General features: G+C 71.7%; 11 protein-coding genes. 3 read left to right on the top strand and 8 right to left on the bottom strand.

Annotated elements, in window-relative coordinates; all coding sequences use genetic code 11:
• Positions 1 to 33: 33 nt before the first annotated feature.
• On the bottom strand, positions 34 to 1,344 hold the full coding sequence (locus tag ACLBX9_RS24370; RefSeq protein ID WP_447720740.1) for an RsmB/NOP family class I SAM-dependent RNA methyltransferase: 1,311 nt from the start codon (positions 1,342 to 1,344) through the stop codon (positions 34 to 36).
• Between the two features lie 203 nt (positions 1,345 to 1,547).
• Between ACLBX9_RS24370 and ACLBX9_RS24365 the strand changes: the two genes are divergently transcribed.
• On the top strand, positions 1,548 to 1,721 hold the full coding sequence (locus ACLBX9_RS24365) for a hypothetical protein (RefSeq protein WP_010683531.1): 174 nt from the start codon (positions 1,548 to 1,550) through the stop codon (positions 1,719 to 1,721).
• Between the two features lie 21 nt (positions 1,722 to 1,742).
• Here the strand turns inward: ACLBX9_RS24365 and panE are convergent, their stop codons facing one another.
• The 3 genes from panE to ACLBX9_RS24350 all read right to left on the bottom strand — a co-directional run bounded on the left by panE (position 1,743) and on the right by ACLBX9_RS24350 (position 5,380).
• On the bottom strand, positions 1,743 to 2,687 hold the full coding sequence (panE, locus tag ACLBX9_RS24360) for a 2-dehydropantoate 2-reductase (RefSeq protein ID WP_447720739.1): 945 nt from the start codon (positions 2,685 to 2,687) through the stop codon (positions 1,743 to 1,745).
• Positions 2,688 to 2,696: 9 nt separating this feature from the next.
• Positions 2,697 to 4,190, bottom strand: a complete 1,494-nt coding sequence (gene guaB, locus ACLBX9_RS24355) for an IMP dehydrogenase (RefSeq protein WP_447720738.1) — start codon at positions 4,188 to 4,190, stop codon at positions 2,697 to 2,699.
• Positions 4,191 to 4,489: 299 nt separating this feature from the next.
• Entirely contained in the window at positions 4,490 to 5,380 is an 891-nt protein-coding gene (locus tag ACLBX9_RS24350; RefSeq protein WP_010683534.1) for a DUF3313 domain-containing protein, read from the bottom strand.
• A gap of 209 nt (positions 5,381 to 5,589) precedes the next feature.
• On the opposite strand from ACLBX9_RS24350, the gene ACLBX9_RS24345 reads away from it, so the two are divergent.
• Positions 5,590 to 7,035, top strand: coding sequence for an MFS transporter (locus ACLBX9_RS24345; RefSeq protein ID WP_010683535.1), 1,446 nt, complete (start codon positions 5,590 to 5,592; stop codon positions 7,033 to 7,035).
• On the opposite strand, the gene ACLBX9_RS24340 is transcribed toward ACLBX9_RS24345, so the two are convergent.
• From ACLBX9_RS24340 to ACLBX9_RS24325, 4 genes are all read right to left on the bottom strand, one after another.
• The gene (locus ACLBX9_RS24340; protein WP_010683536.1) at positions 7,036 to 7,563 is read right to left on the bottom strand and encodes a DoxX family protein; all 528 of its coding nucleotides are present in this window, start codon (positions 7,561 to 7,563) and stop codon (positions 7,036 to 7,038) included.
• Positions 7,564 to 7,637: 74 nt separating this feature from the next.
• On the bottom strand, positions 7,638 to 8,933 hold the full coding sequence (locus ACLBX9_RS24335) for a multidrug effflux MFS transporter (protein ID WP_447720737.1): 1,296 nt from the start codon (positions 8,931 to 8,933) through the stop codon (positions 7,638 to 7,640).
• Positions 8,934 to 9,021: 88 nt separating this feature from the next.
• Positions 9,022 to 10,308 carry an MFS transporter gene (locus tag ACLBX9_RS24330; RefSeq protein ID WP_447720736.1) on the bottom strand — a complete coding sequence of 429 codons (1,287 nt, stop codon included), beginning with the start codon at positions 10,306 to 10,308 and terminating at the stop codon, positions 9,022 to 9,024.
• A 44-nt stretch (positions 10,309 to 10,352) separates the two neighbouring features.
• Positions 10,353 to 10,784, bottom strand: a complete 432-nt coding sequence (locus ACLBX9_RS24325; RefSeq protein ID WP_447720735.1) for a MarR family winged helix-turn-helix transcriptional regulator — start codon at positions 10,782 to 10,784, stop codon at positions 10,353 to 10,355.
• 168 nt (positions 10,785 to 10,952) lie between these two features.
• Here ACLBX9_RS24325 and ACLBX9_RS24320 point away from each other — a divergent pair, with 168 nt between their 5' ends.
• Complete coding sequence (locus tag ACLBX9_RS24320) at positions 10,953 to 15,797, top strand: NAD-glutamate dehydrogenase (RefSeq protein WP_447720734.1); 4,845 nt, start codon at positions 10,953 to 10,955, stop codon at positions 15,795 to 15,797.
• Position 15,798 lies beyond the last annotated feature (1 nt).

Below are 15,798 nucleotides of genomic sequence, written 5' to 3'. Positions count from 1 at the left end.
TCCAACGTCGCGGGTCGGCCGTGGTTTCGCGACTCAGCCCCGCCGGGCGATCACGGACACGTAGAACCCGTCGGTGCCGGTTCGGAGCGGGCTCATCTGCACGCCGTGCGCGGTCCGGCGCACCGCCTCGTGGAGCGAGGCCGGCCCCGCCGCCAGCACCTCCGTGGGCGGGACCACATCGAAGCGACCGCGCCAGCGCGACAGCAGCCCGGCCACGGCCGCGTCGTTCTCCGCCGCGAGGAGCGAGCAGGTGATGTAGACGATCCTGCCGCCGGGCTTCACCAGCCGGGCCGCCCGATCGAGCACCTGGGCCTGCTCGCGGGTACGGAGAGCGAGGCTGCCGGGCCGGAGCCGCCACTTGGCGTCGGGATTGCGGCGCCACGTCCCGGAGCCTGTGCACGGGGCATCGACTACGACCCGATCAACGTGGCCGTCGAGATCCTCGAGCACGTCGGCCCGCGCCTTGCCGGTGCGCGGCGTGCGCACCTCCGCGGCGGCGCCGGACCGCCGGAGCCGCTCGTGGATCGGTGCGAGGCGGCGCGGATCGCCATCGGTGGCGATCAGGCGGGCGCCGTTACCGGTCTCGGCCGCAAGCGCCAGGGTCTTGCCGCCGCCGCCAGCGCAGAGGTCGACGATGGTCTCGCCGGCCCGGGGCGCCGCCAGGAGCGCTGCGAGCTGCGAGCCCTCGTCCTGGATCTCGTACCAGCCCTCCAGGAACTCCGCCTCGACATGCAGCGCCGGGCCGCGCCCGTCCGCGCCGATCGGTACCCGCAGGCCCGAGGGCGCGTGCGGCGTCGGAGCCGCCGCGTGGGCGGCGAGGGCCGGCATCACGGCGTCCCGAGGGCCGCGCAGGGCGTTCACCCGGATGTCCAGCGGCGCGCGCCGCGCCAGCGCCTTCAGCTCCGGGACGAGCTCGTCGCCGAGCGTGGCCGCGAGCTCGGCGAGGACGAAGGCCGGGGCGTCGCCCGCCACCTCCGGCGGGGCGTCCTGCAAAGTCGCGGTCTCCAGGCGGGCGCGCTCGTCGTCGCTGAGGGGCGCCGGGGCGAAGCGCTCGCCCGTGAAGAGGTTGGCCACCGAGGCGGCGGCCAGGCCCTGCTGGAGCCGCAGGGCACCGATGAGGATGGCGCGCGGGGAATCCGCACCCATGATCCAGGCGGCGGAGGCCCGGCGGCGCAGGGCGTCGTAGACGAGGCTCGCGATCCCGGCCCGATCACCCGAGCCGGCGAAGCGGTGCGCCAGACCCCAATCCTTGAGAGCGTCGGCGGCCGGACGGCGGCGCTCGGTGATGTCGGTCAGGACCTCGATGGCGGCGGAGCAGCGGGCGGCGGGTGTCAGCGGTCTCATCCTTCGAACGGTTCTGCGACGACGCGAAACGGCCACGCTTGGCCCACGAAGTCGCCACGATACGGCCGAGCTTCCAGCACCTTCGCGGCCCAGACCGTCCTGCAGGCGGCCCGTCGTGCGGGCCGTCGCGTGTCGTATGGCATCGGCCGGTCGCGGGCCAGAGCGGTCCCTCGTCCCGGCGAGCCCTCGGAGTGCTTCAGCCCATGACGTCCGCCGTTCGCGTCGCCCTCGCGGCGCTCATCGCCGCCTCGCTCGCCGCCTGCGCCAGCGCCCCCGCTGCCCAGCCGGATTTCTCGCCGCCGCCGCGCCGGCCCGTGGATGCCAAGACGCAGCTCGAATACGGCAACCCGCCCCCGCCGCCGCCCGGCCGATACTGAGAACGCCGCGCGGGGCGCGGCTCAGGCCGCCTCCCGCGCCCGCCGGGCCTCGTAGGCCTTGAGGCCGGCATAGACCGTCGTCAGGATCGGGAAGGCCGCCTCGGGCGCGAGCCGCTGACCGCGGGCGATCAGGTCGCCGATCACGTGGTCCGCCTCGATCCGTCCCTTGCCCTCAATGTCGCGCAGCATCGACGCCGTGAAGGTCGAGCCGGCCGCCGTCAGCTGCGCCCGCGCCCGCTCGGCCACGACCGCCCGCGGCTCGAAGCCGCTCGCGGCGGCCACTGCCGTGCACTCCGCGTGGAGCGCCGCGATCAAGGCCGACCCGCCGGGCGCCGCCACGATGTCGCCGACGGCGGCACGCATCAGCGTGGTCGCCCCCGCGAGGGTCGCGAGGAAGACCCACTTCTCCCACATCTCCTGCAGGATCACCTCGCTCAGCCGCGGCTGGAACTTGAGGCCCCGCATCAGGGCATCGACGGCCTCGATCCGCGCCGAGCGGGCGCCGTTCCGCTCGCCGTAGGTGATGCTGCAGAGTTCGCTCATGTGGCGGATCGTACCGTCCGCCGCGAGCGTCGCCGCGATGGCGCAGGCGCCGCCGAGGACCCGCTCCGGCCCGAAGCGCGCGTCGAGCGCGTCGAGGTGGGACATGCCGTTGAGCACCGGAAGGATCGCGGTGCCCTCCCCCACCGCGGGGGCGAGATCCTCGAGCGCGCTGTCGAGGTCGTAAGCCTTGCAGGACAGGAGGATCAGGCTGAAGGCCCCGGCCTGGGCCAGCCGGTCGGCCGTCACGGTCGGCGGGTTCGGCAGGTGCAGGTCACCGAGCGGGCTGCGGACGTTGAGGCCGTCCGCGGCGAGCTTCGCGGCCCGGGCCGGCCGGACCAGGAAGGTCACGTCGGCGCCCGACTCCGCGAGGCGCGCGCCGTAATAGCCGCCGGTCGCGCCGGCCCCGACAATCAGCGTGCGCATCGACGATCCTCAGGTCCGGGACGGATAGTTCGGGCTCTCGCGGGTGATCGTCACGTCGTGGACGTGGCTCTCGCGCAGGCCGGCGTTGGTGATGCGGATGAACTGCGCCCGCTGCTGGAATTCCGGGATGGTGGCGCCGCCGACATAACCCATCGCGGCCCGCAGGCCGCCGGCGAGCTGGTGCAGGACGTTGCCCACCGGGCCCTTGTAGGGCACCTGCCCCTCGATGCCCTCGGGCACGAGCTTGTGGGTGTCGGCGACCTCAGCCTGGAAGTAGCGGTCGGCCGAGCCGCGGGCCATCGCGCCCACCGAGCCCATCCCGCGGTACGACTTGTACGAGCGGCCCTGGTAGAGGAACACCTCGCCCGGGGCCTCGTCGGTTCCGGCGAGCAGGGAGCCGAGCATCGCCACCGAGGCGCCGGCCGCGATCGCCTTGGCGAGGTCGCCGGAATACTTGATGCCGCCGTCGGCGATGACCGGGATGTCGGCCTCGCCGGCCGCCTCGACGGCCTCCATCAGCGCCGTGAGCTGGGGTACGCCGACGCCGGCGACGATGCGCGTCGTGCAGATCGAGCCCGGCCCGATGCCGACCTTGATGGCGTCGGCACCGGCATCGATCAGCGCTCGGGCGCCGTCCCGCGTCGCGACGTTGCCGGCGATGACCTGCACGGCGTTCGAGAGCTGCTTTACCCGGGCCACGGCGTCCAGCACCTTGATCGAGTGGCCGTGGGCGGTGTCGACCACGATCACGTCGCAGCCTGCATCAATGAGGCGCTCGGCCCGCTCGAACCCGCTGTCGCCCGTGGTGGTGGCGGCCGCGACCCGGAGGCGGCCCTGCTCGTCCTTTACGGCGTTCGGGTAGGCGACGCGCTTCTCGATGTCCTTGACGGTGATGAGGCCGATGCAGCGGTAATGGTCGTCGACGACCAGCAGCTTCTCGATGCGGAACTGGTGGAGCAGGCGCTTGGCCTCGTCCTGCGTCACGCCCTCGCGGACCGTGATCAGGCGGTCCCGGGTCATCAGTTCGGCGACCGGCTGGGCCGCGTTCGTGGCAAAGCGGACGTCGCGGTTGGTCAGGATGCCGACGAGCTTGCCGCGCGACCCGTTCGGGCCCCGCTCGACCACCGGGATCCCGGAGATCCGGTTCAGCTTCATCACCTCGAACGCATCCGCCAGCGTCTCGTCCGGGTGGATGGTGATCGGGTTCATCACCATGCCGGACTCATACTTCTTGACGAGGCGGACCTGCTCGGCCTGCTCCGGCGGCTCCAGGTTGCGGTGGATCACGCCCATGCCGCCATTGGCCGCCATGGCGATGGCCATCGGGGCCTCCGTCACGGTGTCCATCGCGGAGGCGAGGATCGGCAGGTTCAGCGGGATCGAGCGGGTAAGCCGGGAGGCAACGCTCACCTCGGTCGGCATGACCGAGGAGGCGGCAGGCCGCAGGAGCACGTCGTCGAAGGTCAGTCCCTCGATGATCGATGCGGATTCTACTCGGGCCATGTGCCAACTTTCCTCGGACGGCGGCGCGCGGGGGTCACGCCGGGGGATCGGGTTGGCAAGTGCCAGTATCACGGGCTCCGCGACGGCGCCAATGCGCGGTTGATGCGGCGCAGCGCGAAAACGCGCATGGCTCGCGGCTTTTCCACGACCGGTGGAGAAGCGGGGTTTCCGCTCCCCGCCATCACGTGCGGAGCCCGGTGACCGTGGGCTGCGCTGGGCTCGTCAGCGTCGCGACGCCCTGGCTTGTTCTACGCTTTACTGGCCGCGACGGTCATGCCGACACGATCGCCCGGCACCCTCTACCGCATCGCCGGCGCCGCAGGTCCCTTGTCGGTGTATTCAGGCGGCAGGCCGATATAGTCGCCCAGGATGCCGTCGATCCCGGGGGCGCGCCCGAAGGCCTCGCAGTCGGGATCCAGAGGGGCCTCGCCCAGCGTGGTGATCCGGATGCGGTCCCAGGTCGGAAGCGTGTTCGGCGCCGTGAAGGGGTCCTCGCCGGTCGCCAGCATGTAGCCGAAATCCTGGCCGAACTCGCCCGCGAGATCGTAGGCGTCGCTGGCATGGGAGAAGCGCGGCTGGCTGGTGAAGGAGTTCGCCGCCCCGCCCCAGACCATCGCGGCGCGCTGCTCGCGGCGGCGGTCCAGCGCCTCAGCCTCCACCGTGAGGCTGCCGAGTCCGATCGGGATCCGGGGGATCGGGATGCGCCCGATGCCCTCCGCGAAGCCGACGCCCAGCTGCGAGGCAACCGTCACACCGGCCGAGCCCGCGATCGTTGCACCGGCGCCGATAAGGTTGGTGGGCTCGACCCGGGTCACCTGCGCCCGCACGGTGAGGTCGGCGTCGCGGCTCGTCACGATGTCGTACTTCAGCGACAGGTCGTAGCAGAGCGCCCGGTCGGCGGCGTTGGCGATGAGCCGCCGCTCGGCCGGGGTCAGCGGTGCGGCGCCCTCCACGTTCGCGTGGAACGCGGTCGGGATGATGCGGACCGTCCGCGCCCTGGCGAGCGCCGGCTGGTCCACGTAGATCCGCGAGGCCGAGGCGACTTGATCGCTGGCCTTCAGCCGGTCGTAGCGCGTCAGGGAGCCGCGGTCGTTGAGCAGGACGGTGCCGCAGGCCGCCACCATCGAGACGAGGGCGACGCCGACGGCGATCCGCGGAAGGGAGCGGATCTGGCTGAAGCTGGACGGCATCGGGTTCCTCATCGCCCGGCCGCGAGGGCCGGCTCCGGCGGCCTCACAGCCGCGTGATTGAAACGTAGCTATTGGAGCATCCGCAAGGAAGGTGGGCCTGTTCAAGCACTGGGCGGGTGTTGCAGGTCGGATACAATGGCGAAACATGAGGGTGCGACGTGGCCCCGTCGCCGTGCAACCGCCGCGGCGCGACATGCGTCTGCACACTGATGCCCGCGACCACGCCGAAACCGCTCTGGATCGTCCCGCTGACGGTCGCCACCGCGCTGTTCATGGAGAACACCGACTCGACGGTGATCGCCACGGCGCTGCCCAGCATCGCGGCGAGCCTGGGCGAGGATCCGATCGCCCTGAAGCTCGCCCTGACCTCCTATCTGGTCAGCCTCGCGATCTTCATCCCGGTGAGCGGCTGGATGGCGGACCGATACGGTTCCCGGACCGTCTTCCGCGCCGCCCTTGTGGTGTTCATGGCCGGGTCGCTGGCCTGCGCGGCCGCGAACGGGCTCGCGTGGTTCGTGGCCGCACGGTTCCTGCAGGGCATGGGCGGCGCCATGATGGTGCCGGTGGGGCGCCTCGTGGTGCTGCGCAGCGTGCCGAAGTCGCAGCTCGTCACGGCACTGGCCTACCTGACGTTCCCGGCCCTGGTCGGCCCGGTCCTCGGGCCGCCGGTGGGGGGCTTGATCACCACATGGTTCGACTGGCGGTGGATCTTCTTCATCAACCTGCCGATCGGCTGCGCCGGCATCGTGCTGGCGAGCCTGTACTTCGAGGACATCCGCGAGACCGAGCGGCCGCCGCTCGACCTGTTCGGATTCGTGCTGCTCGGCACCGGGCTCGCCGCTCTGATGCTCGGGCTGGCCTCCGCGGGCCGCCACCTGCTGCCGGCGGCCGTGTCGTGGGGCTGCCTCGCGGCCGGCGTGATCCTGCTTCCGCTGTACTGGGCGTATGCCCGCCGGGTGGCTCACCCGATCGTGCGGCTCGACCTGATGCAGCGGCCGACCTTCCGGGTGGCGGTCATCGGCGGAAGCCTGTTCCGGATCGGCACCGGGGCGATCCCGTTCCTCCTGCCGCTGATGCTGCAGGTCGGCTTCGGCCTCGACGCCCTGCATTCCGGCCTGATCACCTTCGCGGCGGCGGCCGGCGCGATGTTCGTGAAGACCCTGGCACCGAAGATCCTGCGCCGTACCGGCTTCCGGACGCTGATGGTGTGGAACGCGGTGCTCGCCTCGGCCTTCCTGGCGGTCAACGGTGCCTACACCGCGCAGACGCCGCACTGGATCATGGTGACCCTGCTGTTCATCGGCGGCTGCTCGCGCTCGATCCAGTTCACCTGCGTCAACGCCATCGCGTATGCCGACCTCGAATCCCGCGAGATGAGCGCGGCCACGAGCTTCGCCAGCGTCTGCCAGCAGCTGTCGCTGAGCCTCGGTGTCACGCTGGGCGCGCTGGCGCTGGAGGGGACGGCCGCGTGGCACGGGCGGACGCAGATCGAGGCCGCCGATTTCGGGCCGGCCTTCTTCGCGGTGGCGCTGATCTCGGCCGCTTCCGTGCTGGGTTTCCGCAAGCTGTCGCCGGATGCCGGTTCGGAGGTCTCCGGCCGCAAGACGGCCGCTGCGCCGCCGCCGGCCGTCGAGATGCGGCCGCGGCACGGCTGATCAGGCAGCCGCGCGGGCGGGTGCCCGCCCGGCGGGCCGCTTGGTGCCGCCCTTCGCCGCGGCATTTTTGCCGGACGGCTTCGCGGCGGCGGGCTTGGCGCTCGGCGCGGGCGCCAGGGCTCCGGCGCGCCAGCCCTGCCAGCTCCACGCGCCGGGACCCGAGAGGCCATAGATCAGGAAGCCGCCCGCCAATCCAAGATCGGCCAGCATCAGCGTGCGCTCGGCGACCGCCGCCGGGCCGACATAGTGCCAGAACGGATGGATCACGAAGGCCGTGATCGTGGCGAAGACCGCGAGCGCCAGACCGGTCAGCCGCGGCAGCACGCCCAGGATCAGGGCCAGCGGTCCGAAGACCTGCACGACGACCGCCGCGGTGGCGACGCCGTTGGGGAACGGCATGCCGTTGCCCGCAAGGGTGAGGGCGAAGCCCGAGACGTTGAGCGCGCGGGCGATCCCTGTCGGCAGGAGCGCGGCGGCGAGCAGCAGGCGCGCGGCGAGGAGAGTTCCGTCCTGGGCGCGGGCGATCATGGGCAGGTCCGGTCGGCAGGAATGACGTCCGGAGCTTGGCGGTTCTCGCTGAAGACCGCGTTAAGCCGGCCCGTTCAGCCCCCGACGCCGCCGCGGAACAGCCGCCCGCGCTCGGTCCAGGCGACGACGAGCAGCGCCAGCCCGCCGAGGGTCGCGTAGCCGATGCCGACGGGCAGCACGGTGCCGTCGAAGGACTGGCCGATCAGGAAGCCGCAACACGCGCCGACGATCGTCGTGTAGAAGCCGAGGAACGACGAGGCGGTCCCCGCGATGGCACCGAGGGGCTCCAGCGCCAGGGCGTTGAAGTTCGGCATCGCGAAGCTGATCAGGAACTGGTTCGCCGCCAGGATCGACAGGAACAGCGCCAGCGGCGGATGCCCGTGATAGGCGAGCCCGACGCCGACCTGCACGAGCCCGACCACGGTGAACGCGGCGACGCCGCTCTGCGACAGGGTCCGCATCCCGAACCGCCGGACGATGCGGGCATTGATCAGCGTCGCCGCCCCCATGGCACCCGCCACCAGCCCGAAGGCCAGGGGGAAGAGCGGACCGAGGTGATACAGGCCGGTGTCGAAGACCTGCTGGGCCGAGCCCACGTAGCCCATGATGCAGCCGGTCATCAGGCCCAGCGCAGTGGCGTAGCCGACGGCGACGCGTGTCTTCAGCGTCTGGCGGATCGCCTCCCATGTCGCGGCGGGCGAGAGCGGCCGGCGGTATTCCGGGTGCAGCGTCTCCGGCATGCGCAGGGAGAACCAGAGGGTCAGCCAGAAGGCCAGGACCAGCATCGAGACGAAGACGTAGACCCAGGAGCCGAGCGCCAGCATCATCCCGCCGATCGCCGGGGCGATCATCGGGACGATCAGGAACACCATCATGGTGAGCGACATCACGCTCGCCATCTCGCGTCCGGCGAAGCGGTCGCGCACGATCGCCACCGAGAGGACCCGCCCACCGGCCGCGCCCACGCCCTGGATGATCCGCGCCGCCAGCAGCCAGCCGAAGCTCGGCGCCACCATGGCGAGCCCGCAGCCGACCACGTAGATCGCGAGACTCGCGAGCAGGACCGGCCGCCGGCCCAGCGCGTCGGAGATGGGCCCGTACACGATCTGCGCGAAGCCGAAGCCGATCATGTAGACATAGACGAGGAGCTGCAGCCGGTTCGGATCCGGCACGGAGAAGCGCGCCTCGATCGCCGGGAAGGCCGGCAGCAGGTTGTCGATGGAGATCGCCGTCACCGCCATCATCAGGGCGATGATGGCGACGAACTCGGCGAAGCCCGGCCCCGACCAGGGGCGCGGCGGCCGGCTCTCGTGGCGGCTCTCGTGACGGTCCTGCTGGACCGGCGGCACGGGCCGGATCGCGATGGTCAAGACGGCCTCTCGGGCTGCGCGGGGACGGGCCGATCAGGGCTCGTCCTTCGCGGCACTCGTGTGGCCAACCGCGCCCGGTCCGCGCAGTTCAGGCCGGCAGCGGGCGCAGGGCCGGCTCCGCGGGCTTGCGCCCGACGAAGGCCGCCATGAGCGCCGCGACGAGGCACAGCAGACCGGCCGACACGAAGGCCCCAAGGTAGGTGCCGGTGTCGGTGCGGACCATGCCGGCGAGCCACGCCGCGGATGCCGCACCGATCTGGTGGGCGGCCGCGATCCAGCCGAACATCAGCGCGGCGTTCTCCTCGCCGAAGGATTTGCCGGCGAGCTGGACAGTCGGCGGAACGGTGGCGATCCAGTCCAGCCCGTAGAACACCGCGAACAGCGACAGGCCGTAGAAGCTGTAGTCGAAGGAATAGGGCAGGAAGATCAGCGAGAGGCCGCGCAGGCCGTAGTACCAGGCGAGCAGCTTGCGCGAGTCGAACCGGTCGGTCAGCCAGCCCGAGGCCGTCGTGCCGATCAGGTCGCAGATCCCCATCAGCGCCAGCAGGCCGGCGGCCGTCACTTCGGCGATGCCGTGGTCGATGCAGGCCGGGATCAGGTGCGTCCCGATCAGGCCGTTGGTGGACGCGCCGCAGATGAAGAACGTGCCGGCGAGCAGCCAGAAATCCCGGGAGCGCAGGCCCGTGCGCAGGCCGCGCAGCGCCCGCACGGCCGGGTTCTCCGTGAGGACCGGGGTGGGCGTGACGACGTCCTCGCCGTAGCGGGGCAGGCCCAGATCGGCCGGCCGGTCGCGAAGCAGCAGGGCGACGAGCGGGATCAGCGCCAGGGTCGCGGCCGCGACCACCAGGGAGACCAATCGCCAGCCCTGACCGACCGCCAGCGAGGCCAGCATCGGCAGGAAGACGAGCTGGCCGGTGGCGCTGCTCGCCGTCAGCATGCCGAGCACGAGGCCGCGGCGCTTGGCGAACCAGCGTCCCGCGACCGTGGCGCCGAGGACGTTGGCGACCATGCCGGAGCCGGATCCGACCACGATGCCCCAGAGCAGCACCATCTGCCACGGCGCGGTCATGAGGCTCGTGGCGGCGGTGCCGATCGCCAGGATCAGGAGCGCCGCGCAAACCGAGCGCCGCAGGCCGAACCGCTCGATGATCGCCACCGCGAAGGGCCCGATCATCCCGTACAGGAAGATGTTGAGGGCGATCCCGACCCCGATCATGGCGGCTGTCCAGCCGAACTCCCGCTCCCACGGCACGATGAGCACGCTCGGCGTGGCGCGGACGCCGGCGCCCACGAGCAGCACCAGGAAGGTCACCGCGGCGACGATCCAGGCATAGTGCAAGCGCGGTTGGGCGCGCGTCTCGGGGATGGCGGACATGGACGGGCTCCGGAGAGGGACGGATCGATCGGGCGGCGACGCGGTCAGGAGACGGCCGTCAGGGCGTCTGCCAAGGCCCTGACGGCCCCCGGCGCCACCCGCGCGTTGATGCGGGCCTGGGCGTCTCGCCAGTAAGGCATCGCCGCCGCGATGGCCTCGCGGCCTGCGTCGGTCAGGACGACGACGCGCTCGCGGGCATCCGCGGGACCGGCGCCGATCCGCACGAGGCCGCGTCGTTCCAGCGGATCGAGGTTGCGCCCCATCGTGGTGCGCTCGAGAGCGGCCTCAGCCGCCAAGCGTGTCACCGGTGTCGGACCCAGCCGCTCCAGCAGGCGCAGGATCGCGAATTGCGTCACCCGCAAGCCGACCGGTCGCAGTGCCGTGTCGTACGCCGTGGTCACCGCACGGGTGGCCCGCCGCAGGGCGGAGCAGGTGCAGGGCTCCGGCGGAGCTTCGGAGGTGGGATCGTCGGACACGAAGCGTGTATATGCACGTTTCCGGGTCCCGACAAGCTGTCGCCGCGCCGGACCTGACGGTTCGCGCCGATCGACACTCGCGGGCCGTCAAACTGGCGGGGAGTGTCATCGACATGGCGGACCACGCTGCTATCGCTTGGGCGAGTGACCCGGTTCGGGAGACGCGCGATGACACTCGAGACCGCCACGGCCCTCTCCTCCTCGGAGCAGAAGACGGCCCGCACAGGGCTGATCGAGGCGGCGGCCGACATCGTCACCGGACAGGGTGGCCCGGGCGGCTTCGTGCGGGATCTCTTCGGACGCGTCACGCCGGAGGATCTCGCCGCCTATGAGGCCGGGTCTCTGGCCGATCTCGCCGCACGGGCGCGGGCGTTCCTGTCCGAGCCGCGCCGGCCGGGCGATCCTGCCCGTATGCGCCTGAGCGAGGGCGCGCTGTTGCGCGACGGCCGGCCGCGCGAGTTGACCATCCTCGAAGTCATCAACGACAACCGGCCGTTTCTCCTCGACTCCACGCTGGCGGAGCTGACCGAGCAGGGTCTGTCCCCGCACCTCGTCGCCCACCCGATCCTCGGGGTCGAGCGGGATGGCGCGGGCGCCCTCAGCCGCGTGGTCGGGGAGACCACCGCCGATGCCCACGGCAGCCTCGCGCGCGAGAGCTTCATCCACATCCATCTCGACCGCCTGTCGCCGGAGGCCGGCGAGCGTCTGCTCGACGCCCTCACGGCGGTCTATCGGGATGTCGCTCTCGCCAGCGACGACCACGACGCCATGCTGGCGCGCCTCACCGATCTGGCGGCGAACCTCGGCCGGTCACCCACCCCGATGCCTGAGGGCGAGACCGAAGAGGCGCGCGCCTTCCTCGAATGGCTCAAGGACGGCCAGTTCCTGCTCCTCGGGATGCAGCAGCACGGGATCGACGGAGAGGCGCACCCCCTGATCGAGGGCTCGAGCCTCGGCGTCTTGCGCGATCCCGGCGCGACGCCCCTGCGCCGGGGCCGGACCCCGGTGGACTACACGCCGGAGATCCTCGCCTTCCTGGAAGAGCCGCAGCCGCTCATCATCACCAAAGCGAGCGTGAAGTCCCGCGTCCACCGCTCGGCCTATCTCGATTACGTCGGCGTCAAGCTGTTCTCCGGCCTCGGCAAGCTGTCCGGCGAGGTGCGAATCGTCGGCCTCTTCACCGCCTCGGCCTACACGAGCCCCGCCCGCGAGGTGCCCGTCCTGCGCCGGAAGGTGGAGGCCGTGGTCCAGCGCGCCGGCCTCGATCCGACGAGCCACGCCGGGCGGAGTCTCCTGGCCGTGCTGGAGGGCTACCCGCGCGACGAGCTTTTCCAGATCGACGGCGAGCGGCTCTACCGCTTCACCCTGGCGATCGCCGCGCTGGCCGACCGGCCGCGGGTGCGCGTGCTCTCGCGGCCGGATCGGTTCGGCCGCTTCGTCTCGCTTCTCGTCTACGTCCCGAAGGACCGCTACGATTCCGCGATGCGAGGCCGGATCGGCGCCTATCTCGCGGAGCGCTACGGCGGCCGGCTCAGCGCCGCCTACCCCGACTACCCGGAAGGGCCCCTCGCCCGCATCCACTACATCATAGGCCTGCCGGACGAGGGTAGCCGGGAGCAGGATCCGGCCTCCCTGGAGGCCGGGATCGCGTCCCTGGTCCGGACCTGGGGCGACGCGCTGCGGGCGGCTCTCGCCGAGACTCAAGGCGGCGACCGGGCCCGCCTTCTGGCCTCCCGCTACGCCGACGCCTTCTCGGTCGCCTACCGCGATAACTTCCAGCCCGAGGTCGCCGTCGACGACGTGGCGATCCTCGAAGGCCTTGGCGAGGCCCAGCCGCGCGCCGTGCATCTCGGGCGCCGAGCGAGCGATCCGCCCGCGCAGGTGCGCCTGAAGGTGTTTTCGCGGGGCACCGCGCTCGCCCTGTCGGACCGGGTGCCCGGACTCGAGAACCTCGGCTTCCGAGTGCTCAATGAGCGCACCTACCGCATCGCGCCGGCGGGCGCGGACGAGACCGCCCGGGTCTGGCTGCACGACATGCTGATCGAGCGCGCCACTGGCGGCGCGATCGAGTTGGACCGGCTGGAGCGGCCCCTGGAAGCCGCGATGCTCGCCATCGCGGATGGTGCCGCCGAGTCGGACGGCTACAACCGCCTCGTTCTGGAGGCTGCCCTCCCCTGGCGGGAGGCGGCGCTCCTCCGGGCGCTCGGCCGCTACCTGCGCCAGCTTCGCATCCGCTACGGGCAGGACTACCTCGCCGGCACCCTGAGCCGGCACGCCGGCATCGCCCAGGCGATCGTCGCGCTGTTCCGCGCGCGGTTCGACCCGGCCCAGGCCGGCGACCGGGCCGCCGCCGAGGCGGAGATCCGCGCCGGCATCGAGGGAGCACTCGCCGAGGTCACCAGCCTCGACGACGACCGGATCCTGCGCCGCTTCGTCAACTTGGTCGAGGCGGCGGTGCGGACGAACTTCTTCCAGACCGGTGCCGACGGGAACCCGCGGGAGACGATCAGCTTCAAGTTCGCCTGCGCGAAGGTGGCGGCGATGCCGCTGCCGCGGCCCTTCTTCGAGATCTTCGTATATTCCCCCCGGGTCGAAGGCGTGCATCTGCGCTTCGGCTACGTTGCCCGCGGCGGCCTGCGCTGGTCCGACCGGCCGGAGGATTTCCGCACCGAGATCCTCGGCCTCGTGAAGGCCCAGCAGGTGAAGAACGCCGTGATCGTGCCGGTTGGCGCCAAGGGCGGCTTCTTCCCCAAGCGCCTGCCGCCGGCCTCCGACAGGGCCGCCTGGATGCAGGAGGGGACGGAGAGCTACCGGATCTTCATCCGCACCCTGTTGGAACTCACCGACAACATCGTCGACAACGCCATCGTGCCGCCACCCGACACGGTGCGTCACGACCCGGACGACGCCTATCTGGTGGTCGCCGCCGACAAGGGCACCGCAACCTTCTCGGACATCGCCAACGCCCTCTCCCTGGAGAAGGGACACTGGCTCGGGGACGCCTTCGCGTCGGGCGGCAGCCAGGGATACGACCACAAGGGCATGGGTATCACCGCCCGCGGCGCCTGGGAGGCGGTGCGCCGCCACTTCCTCGAACTCGACGTCGACGTGCAGAGCGACCCGATCACCACGGTCGGCGTCGGCGACATGTCGGGCGACGTCTTCGGCAACGGCATGCTGCTCTCGCAGAGCATCAGGCTGATCGCCGCCTTCGACCACCGGGACATCTTCCTCGATCCGAACCCGGACGCGGCGAAGAGCTTCGCGGAGCGGCGGCGCCTCTTCGACCTCGGGCGCTCCTCCTGGGCTGACTACGACCGCGCGCTGCTCTCGGAGGGCGGCGGCGTCTTCTCCCGCAGCCTTAAGACCGTGCCACTCTCCGGTTCCGTCCGCGCCGCCCTCGGTTTCGATCGCGCCGAGGCGACGCCGACCGAGCTGATGCAGGCGATCCTGAAGGCGCCCGCGGACTTGTTGTGGTTCGGCGGCATCGGCACCTATGTCCGCGCCACCACCGAGACCGATGAGGATGCGGGCGACCGCGCCAACGACTCCGTGCGGATCACCGGGCCTGAGCTGCGCGCCAAGGTTGTCGGCGAGGGCGCCAATCTCGGCCTCACCCAGCGCGGGCGCATCGAGGCGGCCCGCGCCGGCGTCCGGCTCAACACCGACGCCATCGACAATTCCGCAGGCGTGAACACGTCGGATGTCGAGGTCAACATCAAGATCGCCCTGATGACGCCCGAGCGGGACGGCCGGCTGAGCTACGAGGCGCGCAACGCCCTCCTCGCCGCCATGACCGACGAGGTCGGGCGCCTGGTCCTGCGCAACAACGAACTGCAGACGCTCTCCCTCTCGCTCGCCCAGCGCGGCGGCCTCGGCGAGACCGGCTTCGCCATGCGGACCATGCAGGCTCTGGAGGCCGAGGGGCGCCTCGACCGCGCGGTGGAGTTCCTGCCGGACGACGCGGCGCTGCAGGAGCGCATGCGCCGCAACGAAGGTCTGACCCGGCCGGAATACGCGGTGGTGCTCGCCTACGCGAAGCTGTCGCTGCACGACGCCATCCTGGACAGCGCCGTGCCGAACGACCCGTATTTCGACCGGGAGTTGCAGCGCTATTTCCCGAAGGCCCTGCGCGAGCAGTTCCCGGATGCCGTGAAGGGCCACCGCCTGCGCCGCGAGATCATCGCGACGGCGCTCGCCAACATCATCGTCAACCGCGGCGGGCCATCGCTGGTGACCCGCCTCATCGACGGCACCGGCGCCGACGCCGCGACCATCGCCAAGGCCTACGCGGTGACGCGCGACGCGTTCGGCCTGATGGAGCTGAACCTCGCCATCGACGGCGTCGCGGGCCGGATATCCGGCCAGGGGCAGCTCGGCCTCTACGCGGAGGTGCAGGATCTCCTGAGCAATCGGATCGTCTGGTTCATCCGCAACCTCGACCTGAGCGGCGGCCTTGCCCCGGTGGTCGCCCGCTACCGGGACGGCATCGCTGCCGTCGAGGCTGCGCTCCCGAACGTGCTCGGCGCGGAGGCGCTGGCAACGCTCGGCGCCCGCGCCGCGGAGCTGACCGATTTCGGCATGGCGCCCATCCAGGCCCGGCGGCTCGCCTCCCTCACCGCCCTGGTCTCCGCCCCCGACATCGTCCGAGTCGCCGAGGCCAGCGGCCGGCCGGTCGAGGAGGTGGCGGCGACCCATTTCGCCCTGGAGCACGCGTTCCGGCTGGACGACCTCGCCGCGGCGGCGCGGACCGTCCCGGTGGCCGACACGTTCGACCGCGTCGCGCTGGAGCGTGCCGTCGCCGGCATCGCCGCGGCCCATCGCAAGCTCACCGCCGAGGTCGTGGCTGATCTCGGTGCCGGGCCGCAGGCGGTGGAGGCGTGGGCCCGGGCCAGAGGCGCCCCGCTCGCCCGAATCCGCGAGGCGGTGGACGCGATCAGCGCCTCCGGGCTTACCGTGTCCAAGGCGACCGTGGCGTCGAGCCTGCTCGGGGATCTGGTTCGGGGCGGCTAAC

This window comes from Methylobacterium sp. A49B (genome assembly GCF_053346215.1).
Note: the sequence above shows the minus strand (reverse complement) of the source record. Positions and strands in the feature narration are given on the sequence as shown.